A 19125-nucleotide genomic window follows, 5' to 3' on the forward strand; every position below is an offset into this window, starting at 1 on the left:
AATATATTATGGAGGGATGAATATGGGAATAAAATTTGTAGAAAAAAATGACACCTTAATAGTAAAGATAAAAGGGGAATTAGATCATCATACATCGGATATTTTTAAAGATGCTATAAATACTGAATACCAGAAAGGATTTAAAAATATTATATTGGATTTTGAAAAATTGAATTTTATGGATAGTTCCGGCATTGGAATGATTCTTGGAAGGTATAAAATGGCTAAAGATAATGATGGCAAATTGGCGATTGTATGTGCTAATTCTCGACTTTTAAAAGTCATTGAATTATCAGGAATTTTAAGGATAATAAATTGCTATGATACAATAGAAGAAGCTATTAAAAACATGCAAAGGGGGATATAAATGAGTTATTCAAATAAAATGGAGTTAAAATTTTTAAGCAAGTCACAAAATGAGTCTTTTGCACGGACCGTTATTGCTGCTTTTGCAGCTCAATTAGATCCGACTGTAGAAGAAATAGCAGATATCAAGACGGCGGTGTCTGAAGCTGTCACAAATTCCATAATTCACGGCTATGAAGGCAAAATTGATTATATAATATTAAAAGCAGAGATAGAAGGTAACAAGTTAACAGTCGAAGTTATTGACAATGGTGTTGGGATAGAGGACATTGAAAAAGCGATGGAACCTTTATATACTACAAAACCTGATGAAGATAGATCAGGAATGGGTTTTACTGTGATGCAGACTTTTATGGATGAATTGGTTGTTGAATCAGAAAAAGGAAAAGGTACTAAGGTTAGAATGACCAAATACATCAATTCAGGTAAATGAGGTGCTGCTATGATTGATAAAGATAATGAAAGGAATGAAGATGTAAATGAACTTATAAGAAAATCTAAAAATAATGACAAGTCTTCGATGGAGAAATTGCTGAAAGAAAATAGCGGCCTTATTTGGAGCATAGTGAAGAAATTTTCTTACAGAGGATATGAGGCGGAAGATCTTTATCAGATTGGATGTATAGGGTTTGTAAAAGCCATTAATAAGTTTGATGAATCCTATAATGTGAAATTATCCACGTATGCAGTGCCAATTATAATAGGCGAAATAAAAAGGTTTTTGAGAGATGATGGACTTATCAAAGTTAGCCGGTCATTAAAAGAATTATCAAATAAAGCTTATTTTATGAAAGACAAATTGGAAAAGGAATTAAATAGAGAACCAACAATTCAAGAAATTGCTTCAAAGCTTAATGTTTCGGCAGAAGAAGTTGCAATGGCATTTGAATCTACTGCCGCTGCTGAATATTTGTATGATAATTCCAATCATAATGAGGATGACAATTTGCTTTTGATAGAAAAAATAGGGATCGAAGAACAGGAATACGAAATTGAAGATAGGTTGGCTTTAAGAATGGTTTTAAAAAATTTAAATTCTCGTGAAAGACAGATAATTGTTTTGCGGTATTTTAAAGACATGACGCAGACAGAAGTATCGAAAATCTTAGGCATATCTCAAGTGCAGGTATCAAGAATTGAAAAAAAGGTTTTAAAAAAACTAAAGGAACAGTTGCAAGAAGTGTAAAGTTATTTGCACTTCTTTTTGTATGAAAAAAACATATTGTCACATAATATTACTGTACCGAGGTGTTACAAATGAGAAAGCTTATTATAATTTTCTCAATAATTATATTTACTTTATCTGCTATTTACTTTTTAAAATTTAGCGCCAAAAAAGTACCAGATAGTGCTATACTTGTTTATTTAAAGGAGGAATTAGAATGGCTGTAGTTAAAATTTTAAATGTCGTTGGAGATTCAACTAAAAGCTGGGATGATGCTATACAAAATGCTGTTGCAGAAGCTGCAAAAACTGTAAACAATATATCTGGGATAGAAGTGTTAAACCAGACTGCCAATGTAAAAGACGGTAAAATTGTGGAATATAAAGCAAATATTCAGATAGCATTTAGAGTAGACAGATAAAAAGTGGGCAACCATAAGGTGCCCACTGTATATCAATTTATGGAGGTATTGAAATGGAAAAAGATATAAAAAAGCAACAAGAATACAAAGATATTGCACAAAAATATGAACCAAAGCCAACTCTTTTGAAAAATGTTTTATGGGCTTTTGTGGTAGGTGGGTTAATCTGCGATGTTGGTCAATTTTTTTTAAATTTGTTTGTAAAACGTGGAATGACTCCTGAACAAGCTGGAACTCCTGTTGCAATTATAATGGTTTTTTTAGGCTCATTTTTAACTGGAATTGGTATTTACGATGATATTGGACGTTTTGCAGGAGCTGGCTCTGTTGTCCCGATAACTGGTTTTGCAAATTCTATTGTTTCACCAGCTATGGAGTTTAAGAGAGAAGGATTTGTATTTGGAGCAGCTTCGAGAATGTTTAACATTGCAGGACCGGTCATAGTTTATGGTGTTGGTACTTCTATTATCGTAGGGATCATATACTATTTTCTAAAAGGGTGATTACTATGGCAATAAAAAAAGTTGGATCGCAAACTGTGAAATTCGCAAATCCGCCTTCTATTATATCGTCTGGCACAATAGTTGGACCAAAAGAAGGGCAAGGACCTTTAAAAGATTATTTTGACATGATTTTGACTGATGATACTTACGGTGAAAAAAGTTGGGAAAAAGCTGAATGTAAAATGTTTCAGGATTCTGTTAACTTAGCACTTAAAAAAGCAAGTTTAAATATTTCAGATATTGATTATTTGATAGGGGGAGATCTTTTAAACCAAATAATTACTTCTAGTTTTGCTGCCAGGCAATTTAATGTGCCTACATTTGGATTATATGGAGCTTGTTCCACAATGGCTGAAGGATTGTCGATAGCTTCTATGCTAATAGATGGAGGATTTGCAGATCATATTGTTGTTACAACATCTAGTCATTTTTCTACTGCAGAAAGACAATACAGATTTCCATTAGAGCAAGGTGTCCAAAGGCCATTCACATCCCAGTGGACGGTTACAGGATCTGGTTCATCGTTGTTGTCATCCAATGGCACAGGTCCATATATAACACATGTTACCACAGGGAAAGTTGTTGATTTGGGAATGAAAGACGCAAACAACATGGGTGCTGCTATGGCACCTGCTGCAGCAGATACAATTTTGACACATTTTAATGATACTGGTTTTACAATAGACGATTATGATTTGATAATAACTGGAGATATGGCGAGAGTTGGGAAAAGCATCCTAATGGAGTTGCTTAGAAAAGAAGGCATGAACATTGAAAATAAATACAAAGATTGCGGAATAGAAATATATGATGAGTCGCAAGATGTACATTCCGGCGGAAGTGGGGCAGGATGTTCTGCAGTAGTTTTAAATGGTTGGCTACTTCAACAGATAAAAAGCGGAATTTACAATAGGGTTTTATTTATCGCTACAGGGGCTTTGCTATCGCCAACAAGTACGCAACAAGGCGAGTCAATACCTGGTATAGCACATGCAGTCACAATTTCAAATTACGCGTAGAGGAGGTTGATACAATTGGATTATTTACGGGCTTTTCTCGTAGGCGGAATAATTTGCGTGATTGCTCAATTATTAATGGATAAAACAAAGCTTACACCTGCGAGAATTTTAGTTTTGTATGTTACAGTAGGAGCTATATTAGGTGGTATAGGAATATACAAAAAAATAATAGATTTTGGAGGAGCTGGTGCCACTGTTCCACTTCTTGGTTTTGGAAATTCTTTAGCACAAGGGGCAATCAAAGCAGTAAAAAAAGATGGCATTACTGGCGCTTTTACAGGTGGTTTGACGGCAACAGCAGGTGGTATTGCTGCAGCAATTTTTTTTGGTTATTTGTTTTCCATAATATTTAATCCTCGTACTAAAAAATAATCATTTATAGAAAAGCATAATTCATGGGATTATGCTTATTTTTTTGTGCAAATATGGTATAATAATTAAAGCATATTAGCGAGAAAGAGGGAGTTTTTATAGATAGAGATATACTTTTAATTTTAAAAGATATGTCGGAGAAAATTGGAGTAAATGCGTATATTGTGGGAGGATACGTAAGAGACAAATTGTTAAATTTAGAAAGCGACGATATTGATATTACGGTAGAAGGCGATGGAATAAAATTTGCTTTTATGCTCAATGAAATTTTAAATGGTGAGATGGAAGTACATGACAAATTTGAGACTGCCAAAATAAAAACAAAAGATTTTGAGTTGGATATTGTGTCTGCAAGAAAGGAACGTTATGAACGTCCTGGAATGTTGCCAGTCGTACAACGAGCCAGTCTTGCTGATGATATTAAAAGAAGAGATTTTACGATAAATATGCTGGCATTAGATGTAAAAACAAATCAAATCATTGATATATATAACGGTGGAAACGACATAAAAAATAAATTAATTAGAGTCGTGCATGATAAAAGTTTTGTTGACGATCCAACGAGGATTTTTAGAGCAATAAGATACAGCGGAAGATTAGGTTTTAAAATAGAGCAACATACTGAACGGTTGTTGAGGAAGTCTATATCTGACGGTGATATTTTTAATGTATCTGCCGATAGAATTATGAATGAAATTTATTTGATATTAAAAGAAAAGAAACCTGAACCTATAGTAGAGTTGATGAAGTATTATCAGATTAATAAGGAATTATTTTGCGGCATAAAGATTAATGCAACAAATTTGAATACAAGCCCTAAAGAAGGCGATATATTATTGTATAGATTTTTGTTGCTTTTCTACAATGCCACAAAAGAAGATGCTGATTGTTTAATTAGAAAATACAATTTAAAACGAGAATATTTAAGTGGATTATCTGATATTCTGAATATAAAGATGAATATGTCTAAGCTAAATGAAAATGCATCTATTTTTAATACATTAAAAGATAAGAGGATAGAAGCAATATCTGCAGTACATATTATGGAAGACTTAAATACAAAACAAGCCATCGAAAAATATTATGATATGGTGAAATTAAAAAGATTAGAAATAAATGGCGACGATATAAAAAGATTAGGACTTCAGCCGTCACCAATTTACAAACAAATTTTAGATAAAATATTGCTGGATAAAATTTCAGGCAAGATAAAAGATCGAGAAGATGAGATTAGGAGTCTATTACATTATGTAGAAAAAGTCAAAAGAGGTGAAAAGATTTGAGTACATTATTAAGCTATTTAATTAGAATTCCGGCGCTGATAATCGCAATGAGTTTTCATGAATTTAGCCATGGATATGTAGCAGATAAATTAGGCGATCCTACGCCTAGGCAAAGCGGAAGACTTACATTAAATCCACTGGCCCACATAGATCCTTTAGGACTAATTATGCTGTTTATTATATACTTTGGTTGGGCTAAGCCATTACCAATAAACCCATATTATTTTAAAGACAGAAGAAAAGGCGTTTTATATGTGGCTCTGGCTGGTCCCCTTTCTAACGTTTTTTTGGCTATAATAACGCGAATTCTGATGTTTTATGTTGGAAACATTCCTGTATTAGGACTTTTTTTGACTATACTATATCAATACAATTTGGTTTTTGCTGTGTTTAATATAATTCCTATTCCACCGTTAGATGGTTCAAAGGTTTTGTGGAGCATTCTTCCTCAGAAAGAAGCGTATATCTATTCGCAATATGAACAATATGGACAAATTGTTTTGCTATTGCTTCTATTTACAGGAATAATTAATTTATTTATGACTCCGCTAATGATGGGATTAGATAGATTAATTTCTAAAATAATTTTGTTTCCGTTTGGAGTGGGATAATGTATAATATCAAAATAGAATCTTTTGAAGGGCCTTTTGACCTTTTGTTTCATCTGATAGAAAAAAATGAAATAGATATAAAAGACATACCGATAGCATCTGTTTTTGATCAATACATGGAATATTTAAAGGCAATGCAAGAAATGGACTTGGATATTGCGACAGAGTTTATTTTAATGGCTGCTACATTGCTGGAGATAAAATCAAGTATGCTTTTGCCAAAGCAAAATGCCGAAGGGCAGCAAATGACAATAGCTGATGCAGATCCTCGAGAAGAATTGGTGGAAAAGCTGATTGAATATAAAAAATATAAAAGTATCGCAAACAGGCTGAAAGATTTAAATACATTAGGCACTAAATTTTTTAGAGATGAGCCTGAAATAAAATACGTTGATAAATCGCTTTGTCTTAATTATTCAGCTATCGACTTAAAAAAAGCTTATATGAAGATTCTTCAAAAGTCCAACAACAATGTTATGCCAATTAGATATGCAAAAGATCAAATTACAATTGATGACAAAATAAAGGAGATATTAAAGAAACTAATAGTTACCCCTGTGATTAAATTTGGCGATTTTTTAAAGAATTTACGTAAGTTGGAAAAAATTGTTTCGTTTGTAGCACTTTTAGAATTGATTAAATTAAATAAAGTTGCGGCTGAACAAAAAAAGACATTTGGAGACATAATTATAAAAAGTCTAAAGAGGTGAAATAATGGATATAGATTTCATAATAGAGTCCATACTATTTGCCGCTGGCAGACCTGTAAAGATAAAAACTTTAAGTGACGTATTGAATATATCTTCAAGGGATGTTATTGAATCTTTTAATAGGTTAAAAACCGGTTATGAAAGAGAAAATAGAGGTGTAAAAGTCTCAATGATAAATGATTCAATAGTGATGTCTTCAAATGAAGTATATGCAGACTATATAAAAAAGGCTTTAGGCCTTGATATAAAGCAAGGATTATCTCAAGCTGCTTTAGAAGTTTTGTCTATAATCGCTTATAATCAGCCTATTACAAGAATCGACATAGAAAAAATAAGAGGTGTAAAGTGCGAGAAAGCAATTAACACCTTATTAGATTTTAATTTAATCAAAGAAGATGGAAGAATAAATGCTCCAGGCCGTGCAATACTTTATTCTACAACTGATGATTTTCTGAAGTATTTTAATTTGCCTTCTTTAAAAGATTTGCCCCCATTAGATGATATTACTTAGTATTTTATTTTTATTATTGAAAACAATATATTTGAGAAGGTGAATTGATGTTTTCTCTTTATATATTATTAATTTTGCTTGTAGTAATATTTATTTTTATTTACCCTATGACTTTTAAAATGCACTATGACAATTATGGTGTAAATTTTATTTTGAATATATACATATACATTGTTCGATTTGCTAAGATTGCCAGCCTAAACGTTAATTATAAAAGAATTGATGAAAATGATAGAGTAGAGTTGTCATTAAAAATATTTGGAATTAGATTGATGAATGTAGTCGTTGATATTGTTAATTTTACTCTAAAAGACAATAGACCTGTAATAAAGTATGAAGTTCATAAGGCCTTTTTTTTAAAATTTCCCCAAAAATCAGAAAAGAGAAAAATGCTAAGTTTACATGATGTACATAGAATAATAGATTTATTTAATTCAAATAAGATTATGATTTATGAAATGAGCAAAAGCATTAAAAGGTCTATAGTAATTAGAAAATTAAGATTAAACATAGATGAGGGATTTAACGATGCAGCTTTTACATCCATTGTATATGGAATCATTAATTCTGTAATTTATACGCTAATTGTTCCTGTCTATTGCAATATAAAATTTTTAACTAAGCCTTACATATCTATAAACCCTCATTTTGGAGAAAATATTTTAAAAAGCGACTTTGATTGCATATTAGATTTTAGATATGGTAATATTATAGTTAATGGTATTAAATTCTTAAAAAATTTTAAACGGAGGTGATTTTGGATGAGCGATCATCCTATTGAAGGATTAATGAAGACGACTATGGAGAGTCTTAAGGAAATGATAGACGTAAATACAATCGTTGGGGATGCGGTAGAAGCTCCGGACGGAACAGTGATCATTCCAATTTCAAGGGTAACATTTGGTTTTGCTGCTGGTGGTGGAGAATTTCAGATGACGCAAAATAAAGACAAAGAACAAAATCAAAATAATGGACAAACAAACATGCCATTTGGCGGTGGTAGTGGTGCAGGCGTTTCTTTGCAGCCAGTTGCATTTATGGTTGTAGGACAAGGACAGATAAGGCTTTTGCCGGTAAATCAAAATGCTATGGTTGAAAGAATAATCGATTTAGCACCTAAGTTGATGGAAGAACTTCAAAATGTTTTTAGCAAAAACAAGACTTATAAAAAATCAACTCCAATAACTGTAACAAATAACATAGATTGATTTATTAGGTAGTAAGCGGGTCATAATGTGAGGTATTAACTTTCAAGGAGGACAGTAATGAAGAAGATACTTTTATTCGTGCTTATTTTTACTTTCCTTATGACCCCTATAAACATAGAAGCCGAAAATTTAAAGTCTCCTCAAATTGCTGCAAAAGCTGCAATTGTAATGGATCAGAGATCGGGCAGAATTCTTTTTGAAAAAAATATAAGTGAAAAACTTCCTATGGCAAGTACAACCAAAATCATGACATTGCTGTTGGCTTTAGAATACGGCAATTTAAATGACATTGTAACCGTCAGCAAAAAAGCTGCAAGTGTAGGTGGGTCTTCAATATGGCTTTCGCCTGGAGAAAAAATTTCAATGATAAATTTATTGTACGGTTTGATGTTGAATTCAGGGAATGATGCTGCAACTGCGATTGCAGAACATATAAGCGGCAGTGTTGATAAGTTTGTGGAGCTTATGAACAAAAAAGCTAAAGAAATTGGAGCATATAATACAAATTTTGTCACACCTTCAGGTCTTGATATCGGAATAGACAACCATTATACAACTGCTTATGATTTAGCTTTAATTACAAGATATGCTTTTAATAATTACAATAAATTTGCTGAAATAGTATCAACAAAAGAAAAGACGATTCCTTGGGATGGAAAAGGATACGACAGATATCTGCGAAATAAAAACAAGATGCTTTGGCAATATGAAGGAGCAGATGGAGTAAAAACAGGATTTACTAATAAGGCTGGTAGATGCTTAGTTGCTTCAGCAACGAGAAATGGTCAAAGGTTAATATCTGTAGTATTGAACAGCGGCCCAATGTGGGAAGACACGCAAAAAATTTTAGATTATTCTTTTGCAAACTATACTCCAATTAAAATCATTTCGAAAGGTCAGATGGTAAAGACTATAAGTGTTGTCAATGGCAAGGGAAAATATCTGCCTCTTATATATAATAGTGATTTTATATTGCCAATTTCAAAAGATGAGGAGATAAATGTTAAAATTGATTATAGCCTACCTAAATCCGTAAAAGCACCGATAGGAATTGGAGAAAAGGTAGGAGTAGCAATTGTAAAATTGAATGATAATCAGATTGCGACTATCGATGTTGTTGCAGGCAAAAACGTTGATGAAAGAGATTACAAGTTTAATTTTAAAACCATCATAAAGAATTGGATTGACATACTCCAATATTAAACTCCTGGTACGTACCAGGAGTTTTTTGTAACCTTTTTTTTATTTGAGAATAACATAAATATGTAAAATTTCTTTAGGAGATGGTTAAATGATCAATCACAGGCTTGAATGCATTGACATTGGTAGTGATTACTGTCCTTGCTATTTAGCAGAATTAAACGAATGTATTGTTTGTTCTCAATTGCAAGGAAAAGAATTTTGCGATTGCAATTGGAATGGTGTATGTGTATATCAAGATTTTATATGGTCAAAAAGAAAAGCGAAAGCAAAAAGGGAGACTATTGTGGCAGATATAATTGATAAACAAAATATAAATAAAAATTTAATTATATTGACGCTATCTGTGCCTAATAAAATGGCAAGAGATTTAAATGAACCCGGATCATATGTATTCTTAAGAAATGAATCAACTCCTTCTTTTTTCGACGCTCCAATGTCTGTAATGTACGCTGATGAGATAAATGGGATTATAAAAATTGCTGTACAGATTAACGGTCCTAAGACCAATGTAATTAATTCATGCGGTAAACGCGTTTTTTTAAGAGGCCCATATTGGAATGGATTGTTTGGACACAAATATATAAAAGGCACCAGAAATTCAAAATGCCTTGTAATATTAAGGGGTATAGCACAAGCACCTGGAGCAATAATCATAAACAAGCTATACAATAACAACAATGAAATAACTGTGATAATTGATAAGGGTAAAGTCGAAGAGTTTTTTATTTGGCAGTATATTAATAACTTTAATTTAAAAATAATTACGACAGATCTTTTAAGTAACGACGGGCAAGATATTTTAAAAAAAGCAATTGCAGACAACGATATTAAATTAATTTACAGTGGAGGTTCTGATGAACAACATCTGAATATATTAAATTATTTAGATTTACTTGATAGCAAAGCTTATTTTGCTGTATCAAACAATAATACAATATGCTGCGGAGAAGGCATTTGCGGCAGTTGTGAGGTCCAAATTGATGGGCAAAAAATAAGGTCATGTAAAGTTCAATTAGATGTTAGAAAAGCCATTGAAAGGAGAGTATTACATGGTTAAGGTTGTTGTTATTGGAGGCGGCTGGGCAGGATGTGCAGCGGCTCTTACGGCAAAAAAAGCAGGAGCTGAAGTCGTATTGCTTGAAAAAACAGATATGTTGTTAGGCTGTGGTTTAGTAGGAGGAATAATGCGAAACAATGGCAGGTTTACTGCCGCAGAAGAGCTGAAGTATTTAGGTGGACATGAATTGATTGAGATAACTGATATGTGTGCAAGGCATAGAAATATTGAATTTCCAGGTCATAAACACGCAAATCTTTACGACATAACTAAGGTTGAGCCTGAAATAAGAAAAATGCTATTAAATAAAGGAATTAAAATTAAATTTATATCTAGAGCGGCAGATGTAGTAATGGAAAACAAGACAAAAATCAAAGGTATTGTTTTAGACGATGAATCAGTTGAATATGGCGATGTATTTATAGAGACTACCGGTTCAACAGGGCCTATGGGAAATTGTTTAAGATACGGCAACGGTTGTTCAATGTGCATACTAAGATGTCCATCTTTTGGACCAAGGATAAGCATAAGTTACCGAGCAGGTGTTGAAGATATTTTAGGAATGAGATCTGATGAAGTTTATGGTGCCTTTAGCGGGTCTTGTAAGTTGAATAAAGATTCATTAAGCGATGAAATCAGAGAGAAGCTTGATAAAGAAGGTGTTGTCGTGTTACCAGTTCCTGAAGAAGATGTAAACATGGATAAACTGAATATAAAAGTATGTCAACAATATGCACTTCCAGAATACGCAAAGAATGTCATACTGCTTGATACTGGCCATGCTAAGCTGATGACCCCATTTTATCCTTTAGAAAAATTAAGAAAAATTCCGGGGCTTGAAAGAGCCAGGTTTGAAGATCCGTATTCTGGAGGAAAGGCTAATTCAATTAGATATCTCTCTATTGCTCCCAGGAACAATGGAATGAAAGTAAAAGGTCTTGATAATTTGCTTTGTGCAGGAGAAAAATCGGGGCTTTTTACTGGACATACAGAGGCTATGACTACCGGATGTCTGGCAGGGCACAATAGTGTCAGGTTGTCATTAGGAATGCCGCTTTTAGAATTACCAAGAAATTTGGCATCGGGAGATCTTATCGCCTATGAAAATGAATGTATAGAAACAAAAGAAGGATTGAAAAATCGCTATACGTTTGCAGGTGGAATATATTTTGAGAGAATGAAATCATTAGGGTTGTATACTACAAATACTGATGTGATTAGAGAGAAGGTAGAAAGAGATAATCTTATAGGAATATATGATGAAAAATTAGTTTAGGCAAGTTTAAAGCTTGCCTAAACTATTGTCTTTTGTATCAAAAAATGTTATATTATATGCGTTGTGCTGGGTGTATAATAAATGTGAGTGTGAAGTGTCATGGAAAGATTGCAAAAATATTTGGCTGAGTGCGGGATCGCGTCCAGAAGAAAATGCGAGCAATTGATTTTAGATGGAAAAGTTAAAGTCAATGGTGAAACTGTAAGAGAGCTTGGTGTCAAAGTTGACCCCAACAAGGATGTTATTGAATACAATGGTAAAGTAGTCACTAAAGTCAATAAAAATATATACATCATGCTAAATAAACCTGTAGGATATATTACGACGGTTAAAGATCAATTTGATAGGCCTTCGGTAATAGACTTAGTTAATATTGATGACAGGGTGTATCCAATCGGTCGATTGGACTACGACACTTCAGGACTGCTTTTGCTTACGAATGACGGTGATTTGGCAAATAAGCTCATGCATCCGAGGCATAATATTAACAAGGTATATATTGCGCAAATAAAAGGTGTGCCAGACAAAATGAAGTTGGATATGTTTAGAAACGGACTTCGCATTGATAATTATAAAACTGCCAAGGCTAAGATAGATATATTAAAAGTCGCAAACGGAAATTCTACCGTAAGAATAGTCATCCATGAGGGACGAAACAGGCAAATCAGAAAGATGTGTGAGTTAATTGGACATCCTGTATTAAAGTTAAAAAGAGTAAAAATAGGCAATTTGGATATTGGAAATTTAAAAACCGGACAATGGCGTTATCTATCTAAAGATGAAGTAGAATATCTAAAAAAATTATAGGAAGAGATGGTTTATGTTTAAAATCAAGTTTGCATTAGAAGAAGATTTAAAATATATAAAAGAAATTGCTGATTATTTTAAATTGCCTCTTTTGGTAGATCTAAGCAAATGTATCAATATGATAGCAACAGATGAAAAGCCTTTTGGCTTTATAACAATAAAAATAGATAATGATATAGCTTATATAATAGGACATGCTGTTTTGCCTGAATATCAGATGAAAGGTTATGGAACAATGCTTTTAAAGGTTGCATTGAACAACGTATATGACTTTGGAATTAAAAAGGCATGTATAAAAAATTCTATTAGAGATGATTTCTACATTGGAAATCATTTTAAAAAATCTGACAATGGTTTATATGTTGACATAGAAGAATTATTTAAAAAATAATTTAGGAGGAATGAAAAATGGAACTATGGTTTACTGAACATCACAACGATTCTATAGGTTATTCATTAAAAGTAAATAGAACATTAAATTCTGAAAATACCCAGTATCAAAAGCTAGACGTAATAGAGTCTGAATTTTACGGTAGGGTATTGATTCTTGATGGAATTTTACAGACGACAGAGAAAGATGAGTTTGTGTATCATGAGATGATAGTGCATGTTCCACTTTTTACTCACAAAAATCCTAAAAGTGTTTTAATAGTAGGTGGTGGCGATGGTGGTGCCGTAAAAGAAATTTTGAAGCACGATTCAGTGGAAAGAGTTGTTCTCGCAGAGATCGATGATCGTGTTGTGGAAAATTCGAAAAAATATTTACCTACAATTAGCTGCGGATTATACGATGAAAAAGTAGAGATTATGATTGGTGATGGAATAAAATATGTGAGCGAACACAAGAATGAATTTGATGTTGTAATTGTAGATTCAACAGATCCTATAGGCCCTGCGGTAGGGTTATTTACAGAGGATTTTTATAGATCTGTATATGAGTGCTTAAAGGAAGACGGAATTATAGTAGCACAGACGGAGTCACCTTTTATTTATGGTAGCTTAATAAATAAATTAAGTAAGATGTTTAAAAATATTTACCCAATAGTAAAGCCATATATATGTACTATACCGACATATCCTGGGCATTTGTGGACTTTCACAATGGGTTCTAAGAAGTATGATCCAGAAGCTGTAGATGTGAATAATATTCCTAATATTGACACAAAATATTATACGCCACAATTACATAAGGCCAGCTTTGTTCTACCGAAATTTGTAAAAGAAATTTTTGAGGAGGCATAGTTTTTGATAATAAAAGACAATTTATCTAATGGTGGAAAATTTTTAGGGAGCAGCGATGATTATTATAAATCTGAAATTGTGATTGTAGGTGCTCCTATGGATTATACTGTAAGCTTTAAACCTGGAACACGCTTTGGACCGCAAGCAATAAGGATGGCGTCATTAGGATTAGAAGAGTACAGTGTATATTTAGATAGAAGTTTAAAAGATAAAAAGTATTATGATTATGGTGATTTGATATTACCTTATGGAAATGTAGAAAAATGTTTAAATATAATTGGCGATGCTGCTAAAGATATTATAGATGCTGGGAAAAAGCCAATATTTTTGGGTGGCGAGCATTTAATAAGCGCTCCAATTTTAGAAAAAGTTTTTAACAAATACGGAAATGAGTTAGTTGTGCTTCACTTTGATGCACATACAGATTTGAGAACTGAATTTTTTGGAGAAAGAGATTCCCATGCTACAGTTTTAAGAATCGCCTCTGAATTTATAAACAAAAAAAATATGTATCATTTCGGTATACGCTCAGGTGTTAAAGAGGAATTTGTATTTGCATTTAAAAATACCAATATGTTCTTATATGATGTTGTAGAACCTTTAAAATCAATACTCGATAATATAAGATCAAAGCCTATATACATCACATGGGACATAGACGTTTTAGATCCTGCTTTTGCACCTGGAACTGGTACTCCTGAACCTGGTGGCATAACATCAAAAGAAGCGTTAAGTGCGATACACATGTTAAAAGATCTTAATGTTGTAGGTATGGATCTGGTTGAGGTTTCACCTGATTACGATCACTCAGGTATAACGTCGATTTTGGCTGCAAAATTGATAAGAGAGTCTATTCTATCATTCTTATGATAAGTTTCATTAAAAATAAGACCAGTTTTTAATAGTTGGTCTTATTTTTTTATAGAAATATTAACTTAACAAGAGTATAATATTGAGTAAAGGAGGAGTTTTAATGTCTAAGATAAAAATAACGGAGACTGTTTTAAGAGATGCACATCAATCGTTGCTGGCAACCAGAATGACAACCGATGAAATGCTTCCTATAGCAGAAAAATTAGATGAAGTTGGTTTTTTCTCGCTGGAAGCATGGGGCGGTGCTACATTTGATGCATGTATGAGATTTTTGAATGAAGACCCATGGGAAAGATTAAGACTTTTAAAGAAGGCGATTAAGAAGACACCTCTTCAAATGCTTTTAAGAGGTCAAAATTTACTCGGATATAAACACTATCCCGATGATGTCGTAAATGAATTTATAATAAAATCTGTTGAAAATGGTATAGATATAATAAGAATTTTTGATGCGTTAAATGATGTGAGAAATTTAGAAGTGCCAATAAAATCTGCAAAAAGTGCAGGTGCTCATGTACAGGCAGCTATTGTATATACAGTTAGTCCTGTACATAATACAGATCATTATTTGAAAGTGGCAAAGTCTCTTCAAGATATGGGTGCGGATTCCATATGCATTAAGGATATGTCTGGAATATTATCACCCTATGTTGCATACGATTTGATTAAATCTCTGAAAAGAGCACTTTACACGCCAATTCAACTGCATAGCCATTATACAGCAGGACTGGCTTCAATGACTTATTTAAAAGCCATAGAAGCTGGTGTAGACGGGGTTGATACAGCTATTTCTTCGCTTGCCTTAGGAACATCACAACCAGCTACAGAATCAATCGTGGCTGCATTGAAAGATACAGAATATGATACAGGGCTAGATTTAAAATTGCTTGCTGAGATAGCTCAGCATTTTAATGTAGTCAAACAGAATCACAAAAATGACAGCGATATGTCTTTGCTTATGTCTGTTGATGTTAAAGCATTAGAAAGTCAAATACCAGGGGGAATGTTATCAAATTTGGTTTCACAGCTAAAGCAGCAGAATGCATTAAACAAATATCAAGACGTCTTGAAAGAAGTTCCAAGGGTACGCGAAGATTTGGGATATCCTCCTCTTGTTACTCCAATGAGCCAGATGGTTGGAACCCAGGCTGTTTTAAATGTTATTACAGGGGAGAGATATAAAATCGTTCCTAAAGAAATTAAAGATTATGTCAAAGGTTTATATGGGATGCCACCAGCTCCAATTTCAGATTCTATACGAAAGAAAATAATCGGCGATGAAGAAGTAATTTCAAAGAGGCCAGCAGATTTACTAAGTCCTCAATTGGATGAATTTAAAAATGAGATAAAGGAATTTATAGAGCAAGATGAAGATGTTTTATCATATGCATTATTTCCTCAAGTAGCAAGAAGATTTTTCGAGTATAGGCAAGCCAAAAAATACAGAATTGATTCAACATTATTAAATATCGAAGAAAGGGTTCATCCGATATAAACAATTACGACTATAGGCATAAAGCCTATAGTTTTTTTATCTTAAAAATAGTTGTGTAACACAATTTAAAAATAAACATAACATGTAATAGAAAAATGAAAGGGGGTTTTAATAATGTCTGATCCACAATATTACCCTGGACATTGTAGAACGACATATATAGTAAGACCTGGAGATTCAATGTGGACCATAGCTAATATGTTTGGCATACCATTAGACTGCTTAATAAGAGCTAATCCACAGATACCAAACCCAAATCTAATATATCCGGGACAACAAATTTGTATACCAGCATATTGCCCACCAGAGAGGCATTGCAGAGAAATGTATATAGTAAGGCCTGGAGATTCAATGTGGACCATAGCTAATATGTATGGTATTCCATTAGATTGCCTAATAAGAGCTAATCCACAGATACCAAATCCAAATTTAATATATCCGGGTCAACAAATTTGTATACCACATCATTGCTGGTAAAATATAGAAATGTTGAGGTGCCAAAGCATGGTATCTCAACATTTTACATGTACATAAATAACGTTTAAAAAATTGCTTTTAAATTTAATTATCTTTACTGGGCCATCATCGATTTTTTCACCACATTTAAGACAGAAGATATTTTTATTTTTAGTCATTTCTGAGTATGATTCATCAAATTTTAATGACCCATACTTTATAAAGCTTTTCCATCCAGTTTTACACAATTTGCGCCTATTATCGTAATCGGCGTAGACCCACTTTAATAATCTGTGAAAATGAAATGGATATTTTGTATAACTAAGAAATCTCTTTGAAAGGCCAAGAGACAATGCATAGTTTTCAAAAGTTTTCTCTATTTGATCCTGAAGTGGATTCAATATTTTTGTGCTTTTGTAATTATAACCATTAGCTTTTAGATATTCTCTCAAATAGTCAAACATGTAACCTCTGCAGACATGTATTTCCTCATCTTTGTCTACTTTCATTTGGTTTAAGAAACCAATTGAAATTTCAGCAGCTTTATGTAAATACAATTTTTTGCTAAAGTTATCCTGCGTATAGTATGTAAGAGGTATTATGTCATAATGGTATTCATTAGTTTCAACTCTCATAACGCCAATACATGTCCCGCCGATTAAACTTCCGCTTCCAGCGTCATCAATCTGTATCACAATATCACTCCTTGCTTATATATTAATTTTATATTAAAATCATATTAATTATTCAGTACATGAATGTAATAATATAGTAGGAGGATGCGTATGAATGTTTTGCTGACAAACGATGATGGCGTCTTTTCTGATGGCATAAACGAATTGGCTGTTTTTTTAAAAGATTATTACGATGTCGTTGTCGTTGCACCTGATAGAGAAAGAAGTGCTGTGGGACATGCTATAACGATGCATAAGCCCTTGAGGATTAAGAAAATCAAAGATGATGATAGACTTAAAATTTTTTATGCAAATGGAACCCCATCCGACTGTGTGAAACTGGGAATAGATGTAGTTATGGATAAAAAGCCAGATATCATAATTTCTGGTATTAATGATGGTTTCAATTTGGGTACAGATGTTTTATATTCTGGGACAGTTTCGGCTGCAATGGAAGGTGCTATTAATGGTTATCCTTCGGTTGCAATATCGTTAGAAGCCGAGTCAAAATTATCAGATAAAGCTATGCTTTATATAAGGAAGCTTATAGATAATGTTGCACGAAATGGACTGCCAAAGAACTGTTTATTAAATGTAAACATACCAAATGTAAGTGACGAATTCAACGGCATAAAAATCACAAAATTAGGTCAACGAAATTATACTGAAAATTTTACAAAAAGAATCGATCCACGTGGCAGGGATTATTATTGGCTGGCGGGAAAAGTCTTGGAAAATGCCAATGATGAAGATAGTGATATAATCGCTGTTAAAAACGGCTTTATCTCTATAACTCCAATACAGCTTGACTTAACTATGTACAGCTTCATTGATAATTTAAAAAATTGGGATATGTCTATTTGAATTTTTTGAAGCAAGAAATTTATCATTAAATTTATTGGCATTTTTTATTCATCGATTGCAGGATTTTTTGTTTGCGTATAGAATATTCTATATGTGATATTAATTTTAAAATCAAGCATAGAAAGGGTATAAATTATGGATAAAAATGCTGATATAATTAAAAGGATTCAAGATAACTACGCACAATTAAGCAAAAGCCAAAAAATTATAGCAGAATATATAATAAACCATTATGATAAAGCTGCCTTTATGACTGCAGCAAAATTGGGCAACAGCATAAATATAAGTGAATCTACTGTAGTTAGATTTGCAAATACATTGGGTTATGATGGCTATCCTGAGCTTCAAAGCGCTTTACAGGAATTAATAAAAAACAAACTTACTACTGTTCAAAGGCTTGAAATGACAGATGAAACAGATGAAGTTTCTATTTTAAACAATGTGCTAAAATCTGATATAGAAAATATCAAAGCCACAAAAGAAGAAATAGATAAAAATTCATTTAAAGAAGTGGTTGACAATATTTTTAAGGCAAAGAAAATATACATAATCGGCTTTAGAAGTTCTACTGCCATAGCTGAATATTTAGGTTTTTACCTAAATTTGATACTTGAAAATGTGATATTAGTAAAACCTGGCATATCTGACGTTTTTGAGCAAATGCTTAGAGTAAATTCAGAGGATTTGGTAATTGGTATAGGGTTTCCGAGGTATTCAAAGAGGACATTAGAAGTTATGAAATATGCTAAATCTCAAAATGCAAAAATAGTTGCTATTACAGACAGTCTTATATCACCGCTTACCGAAATCGCCGATGAAATACTTTTGGCCAAAAGCAATATGGCATCATTTGTTGATTCATTAGTCGCCCCGTTGAGTCTTATAAATGCACTAATCGTTTCTGTCGGTATCAGAGAGAAAGATAAGATAACAGATACATTTGAAAAATTAGAAAATATTTGGAATGAATACGGAATATATTTGTCGAAAAATATTTAATTCTATAAGA

General features: G+C 32.7%; 25 protein-coding genes. 24 read left to right on the plus strand and 1 reads right to left on the minus strand.

Going from position 1 to position 19125, the window contains the following annotated elements:
- Positions 1 to 22 precede the first annotated feature (22 nt).
- From spoIIAA to safA, 22 genes are all read left to right on the plus strand, one after another.
- Positions 23 to 367 (plus strand): anti-sigma F factor antagonist, encoded by a 345-nt coding sequence (gene spoIIAA / locus GSH73_RS06765; protein WP_014758765.1) that lies wholly within the window; start codon positions 23 to 25, stop codon positions 365 to 367.
- Positions 368 to 799: an anti-sigma F factor gene (gene spoIIAB, locus GSH73_RS06770; protein WP_014758764.1), complete on the plus strand. Its 432-nt coding sequence runs from the start codon at positions 368 to 370 to the stop codon at positions 797 to 799.
- Positions 800 to 808: 9 nt separating this feature from the next.
- Positions 809 to 1552 carry an RNA polymerase sporulation sigma factor SigF gene (gene sigF, locus GSH73_RS06775; RefSeq protein WP_014758763.1) on the plus strand — a complete coding sequence of 248 codons (744 nt, stop codon included), beginning with the start codon at positions 809 to 811 and terminating at the stop codon, positions 1550 to 1552.
- Between the two features lie 196 nt (positions 1553 to 1748).
- Positions 1749 to 1952, plus strand: coding sequence for a dodecin family protein (locus tag GSH73_RS06780; protein WP_014758761.1), 204 nt, complete (start codon positions 1749 to 1751; stop codon positions 1950 to 1952).
- Between the two features lie 53 nt (positions 1953 to 2005).
- A complete protein-coding gene (spoVAC, locus tag GSH73_RS06785) occupies positions 2006 to 2455 on the plus strand; it encodes a stage V sporulation protein AC (protein ID WP_014758760.1) in 450 nt (149 codons plus the stop codon).
- Positions 2456 to 2460: 5 nt separating this feature from the next.
- On the plus strand, positions 2461 to 3474 hold the full coding sequence (gene spoVAD / locus GSH73_RS06790; protein ID WP_014758759.1) for a stage V sporulation protein AD: 1014 nt from the start codon (positions 2461 to 2463) through the stop codon (positions 3472 to 3474).
- A 15-nt stretch (positions 3475 to 3489) separates the two neighbouring features.
- A complete protein-coding gene (gene spoVAE, locus GSH73_RS06795; protein WP_014758758.1) occupies positions 3490 to 3846 on the plus strand; it encodes a stage V sporulation protein AE in 357 nt (118 codons plus the stop codon).
- Positions 3847 to 3977: 131 nt separating this feature from the next.
- Positions 3978 to 5129 (plus strand): CCA tRNA nucleotidyltransferase, encoded by a 1152-nt coding sequence (locus GSH73_RS06800; RefSeq protein ID WP_014758757.1) that lies wholly within the window; start codon positions 3978 to 3980, stop codon positions 5127 to 5129.
- Between the two features lie 47 nt (positions 5130 to 5176).
- Positions 5177 to 5740 carry a site-2 protease family protein gene (locus GSH73_RS06805; RefSeq protein WP_044984053.1) on the plus strand — a complete coding sequence of 188 codons (564 nt, stop codon included), beginning with the start codon at positions 5177 to 5179 and terminating at the stop codon, positions 5738 to 5740.
- Positions 5740 to 6450, plus strand: coding sequence for a segregation and condensation protein A (locus GSH73_RS06810; protein ID WP_014758755.1), 711 nt, complete (start codon positions 5740 to 5742; stop codon positions 6448 to 6450). Before GSH73_RS06805 ends, GSH73_RS06810 begins: the two co-directional genes overlap by 1 nt.
- A gap of 4 nt (positions 6451 to 6454) precedes the next feature.
- Positions 6455 to 6961, plus strand: coding sequence for an SMC-Scp complex subunit ScpB (gene scpB, locus GSH73_RS06815; RefSeq protein WP_014758754.1), 507 nt, complete (start codon positions 6455 to 6457; stop codon positions 6959 to 6961).
- A gap of 47 nt (positions 6962 to 7008) precedes the next feature.
- The gene (locus GSH73_RS06820) at positions 7009 to 7716 is read left to right on the plus strand and encodes a DUF2953 domain-containing protein (RefSeq protein WP_014758753.1); all 708 of its coding nucleotides are present in this window, start codon (positions 7009 to 7011) and stop codon (positions 7714 to 7716) included.
- Positions 7717 to 7722: 6 nt separating this feature from the next.
- Positions 7723 to 8169, plus strand: a complete 447-nt coding sequence (gene ytfJ / locus GSH73_RS06825; RefSeq protein WP_014758752.1) for a GerW family sporulation protein — start codon at positions 7723 to 7725, stop codon at positions 8167 to 8169.
- Between the two features lie 57 nt (positions 8170 to 8226).
- Positions 8227 to 9372, plus strand: a complete 1146-nt coding sequence (locus GSH73_RS06830; RefSeq protein WP_014758751.1) for a D-alanyl-D-alanine carboxypeptidase family protein — start codon at positions 8227 to 8229, stop codon at positions 9370 to 9372.
- Between the two features lie 91 nt (positions 9373 to 9463).
- Positions 9464 to 10429 carry a sulfide/dihydroorotate dehydrogenase-like FAD/NAD-binding protein gene (locus GSH73_RS06835; RefSeq protein ID WP_200866662.1) on the plus strand — a complete coding sequence of 322 codons (966 nt, stop codon included), beginning with the start codon at positions 9464 to 9466 and terminating at the stop codon, positions 10427 to 10429.
- Positions 10422 to 11705, plus strand: a complete 1284-nt coding sequence (locus GSH73_RS06840; protein ID WP_014758749.1) for an FAD-dependent oxidoreductase — start codon at positions 10422 to 10424, stop codon at positions 11703 to 11705. The genes GSH73_RS06835 and GSH73_RS06840 overlap by 8 nt, the downstream gene beginning before the upstream one ends.
- A 99-nt stretch (positions 11706 to 11804) precedes the next feature.
- A complete protein-coding gene (locus tag GSH73_RS06845; RefSeq protein ID WP_014758748.1) occupies positions 11805 to 12512 on the plus strand; it encodes a pseudouridine synthase in 708 nt (235 codons plus the stop codon).
- Positions 12513 to 12525: 13 nt separating this feature from the next.
- Positions 12526 to 12903 (plus strand): GNAT family N-acetyltransferase, encoded by a 378-nt coding sequence (locus GSH73_RS06850; RefSeq protein ID WP_014758747.1) that lies wholly within the window; start codon positions 12526 to 12528, stop codon positions 12901 to 12903.
- Positions 12904 to 12920: 17 nt separating this feature from the next.
- Positions 12921 to 13754, plus strand: a complete 834-nt coding sequence (gene speE, locus GSH73_RS06855) for a polyamine aminopropyltransferase (protein ID WP_014758746.1) — start codon at positions 12921 to 12923, stop codon at positions 13752 to 13754.
- Positions 13755 to 13757: 3 nt separating this feature from the next.
- Positions 13758 to 14624 (plus strand): agmatinase, encoded by an 867-nt coding sequence (gene speB, locus GSH73_RS06860; protein ID WP_014758745.1) that lies wholly within the window; start codon positions 13758 to 13760, stop codon positions 14622 to 14624.
- 103 nt (positions 14625 to 14727) lie between these two features.
- Complete coding sequence (locus GSH73_RS06865) at positions 14728 to 16122, plus strand: oxaloacetate decarboxylase subunit alpha (RefSeq protein ID WP_014758744.1); 1395 nt, start codon at positions 14728 to 14730, stop codon at positions 16120 to 16122.
- A gap of 114 nt (positions 16123 to 16236) precedes the next feature.
- Positions 16237 to 16599 carry a SafA/ExsA family spore coat assembly protein gene (safA, locus tag GSH73_RS06870; RefSeq protein ID WP_014758743.1) on the plus strand — a complete coding sequence of 121 codons (363 nt, stop codon included), beginning with the start codon at positions 16237 to 16239 and terminating at the stop codon, positions 16597 to 16599.
- Positions 16600 to 16634: 35 nt separating this feature from the next.
- On the opposite strand, the gene GSH73_RS06875 is transcribed toward safA, so the two are convergent.
- A complete protein-coding gene (locus GSH73_RS06875) occupies positions 16635 to 17273 on the minus strand; it encodes a hypothetical protein (RefSeq protein ID WP_014758742.1) in 639 nt (212 codons plus the stop codon).
- A gap of 90 nt (positions 17274 to 17363) precedes the next feature.
- Here GSH73_RS06875 and surE point away from each other — a divergent pair, with 90 nt between their 5' ends.
- Entirely contained in the window at positions 17364 to 18116 is a 753-nt protein-coding gene (gene surE, locus GSH73_RS06880) for a 5'/3'-nucleotidase SurE (protein WP_014758741.1), read from the plus strand.
- A gap of 135 nt (positions 18117 to 18251) precedes the next feature.
- Positions 18252 to 19115, plus strand: coding sequence for a MurR/RpiR family transcriptional regulator (locus tag GSH73_RS06885; protein ID WP_014758740.1), 864 nt, complete (start codon positions 18252 to 18254; stop codon positions 19113 to 19115).
- The last annotated feature ends 10 nt before the right edge of the window (positions 19116 to 19125 follow it).

The sequence above is a fragment of the Thermoanaerobacterium aotearoense genome (genome assembly GCF_009905255.1).
Lineage (GTDB): Bacteria > Bacillota > Thermoanaerobacteria > Thermoanaerobacterales > Thermoanaerobacteraceae > Thermoanaerobacterium > Thermoanaerobacterium aotearoense.

Bases quoted from the DNA above. Each gene is read 5' to 3' on its own strand.
- spoIIAA (WP_014758765.1), top strand. From the start codon at position 23: ATGGGAATAAAATTTGTAGAAAAAAATGACACCTTAATAGTAAAGATA.
- spoIIAB (WP_014758764.1), top strand. From the start codon at position 368: ATGAGTTATTCAAATAAAATGGAGTTAAAATTTTTAAGCAAGTCACAA.
- sigF (WP_014758763.1), top strand. From the start codon at position 809: ATGATTGATAAAGATAATGAAAGGAATGAAGATGTAAATGAACTTATA.
- GSH73_RS06780 (WP_014758761.1), top strand. From the start codon at position 1,749: ATGGCTGTAGTTAAAATTTTAAATGTCGTTGGAGATTCAACTAAAAGC.
- spoVAC (WP_014758760.1), top strand. From the start codon at position 2,006: ATGGAAAAAGATATAAAAAAGCAACAAGAATACAAAGATATTGCACAA.
- spoVAD (WP_014758759.1), top strand. From the start codon at position 2,461: ATGGCAATAAAAAAAGTTGGATCGCAAACTGTGAAATTCGCAAATCCG.
- GSH73_RS06800 (WP_014758757.1), top strand. From the start codon at position 3,978: ATGTCGGAGAAAATTGGAGTAAATGCGTATATTGTGGGAGGATACGTA.
- GSH73_RS06805 (WP_044984053.1), top strand. From the start codon at position 5,177: ATGAGTTTTCATGAATTTAGCCATGGATATGTAGCAGATAAATTAGGC.
- GSH73_RS06810 (WP_014758755.1), top strand. From the start codon at position 5,740: ATGTATAATATCAAAATAGAATCTTTTGAAGGGCCTTTTGACCTTTTG.
- scpB (WP_014758754.1), top strand. From the start codon at position 6,455: ATGGATATAGATTTCATAATAGAGTCCATACTATTTGCCGCTGGCAGA.
- GSH73_RS06820 (WP_014758753.1), top strand. From the start codon at position 7,009: ATGTTTTCTCTTTATATATTATTAATTTTGCTTGTAGTAATATTTATT.
- ytfJ (WP_014758752.1), top strand. From the start codon at position 7,723: ATGAGCGATCATCCTATTGAAGGATTAATGAAGACGACTATGGAGAGT.
- GSH73_RS06830 (WP_014758751.1), top strand. From the start codon at position 8,227: ATGAAGAAGATACTTTTATTCGTGCTTATTTTTACTTTCCTTATGACC.
- GSH73_RS06840 (WP_014758749.1), top strand. From the start codon at position 10,422: ATGGTTAAGGTTGTTGTTATTGGAGGCGGCTGGGCAGGATGTGCAGCG.
- GSH73_RS06845 (WP_014758748.1), top strand. From the start codon at position 11,805: ATGGAAAGATTGCAAAAATATTTGGCTGAGTGCGGGATCGCGTCCAGA.
- GSH73_RS06850 (WP_014758747.1), top strand. From the start codon at position 12,526: ATGTTTAAAATCAAGTTTGCATTAGAAGAAGATTTAAAATATATAAAA.
- speE (WP_014758746.1), top strand. From the start codon at position 12,921: ATGGAACTATGGTTTACTGAACATCACAACGATTCTATAGGTTATTCA.
- GSH73_RS06865 (WP_014758744.1), top strand. From the start codon at position 14,728: ATGTCTAAGATAAAAATAACGGAGACTGTTTTAAGAGATGCACATCAA.
- safA (WP_014758743.1), top strand. From the start codon at position 16,237: ATGTCTGATCCACAATATTACCCTGGACATTGTAGAACGACATATATA.
- surE (WP_014758741.1), top strand. From the start codon at position 17,364: ATGAATGTTTTGCTGACAAACGATGATGGCGTCTTTTCTGATGGCATA.
- GSH73_RS06885 (WP_014758740.1), top strand. From the start codon at position 18,252: ATGGATAAAAATGCTGATATAATTAAAAGGATTCAAGATAACTACGCA.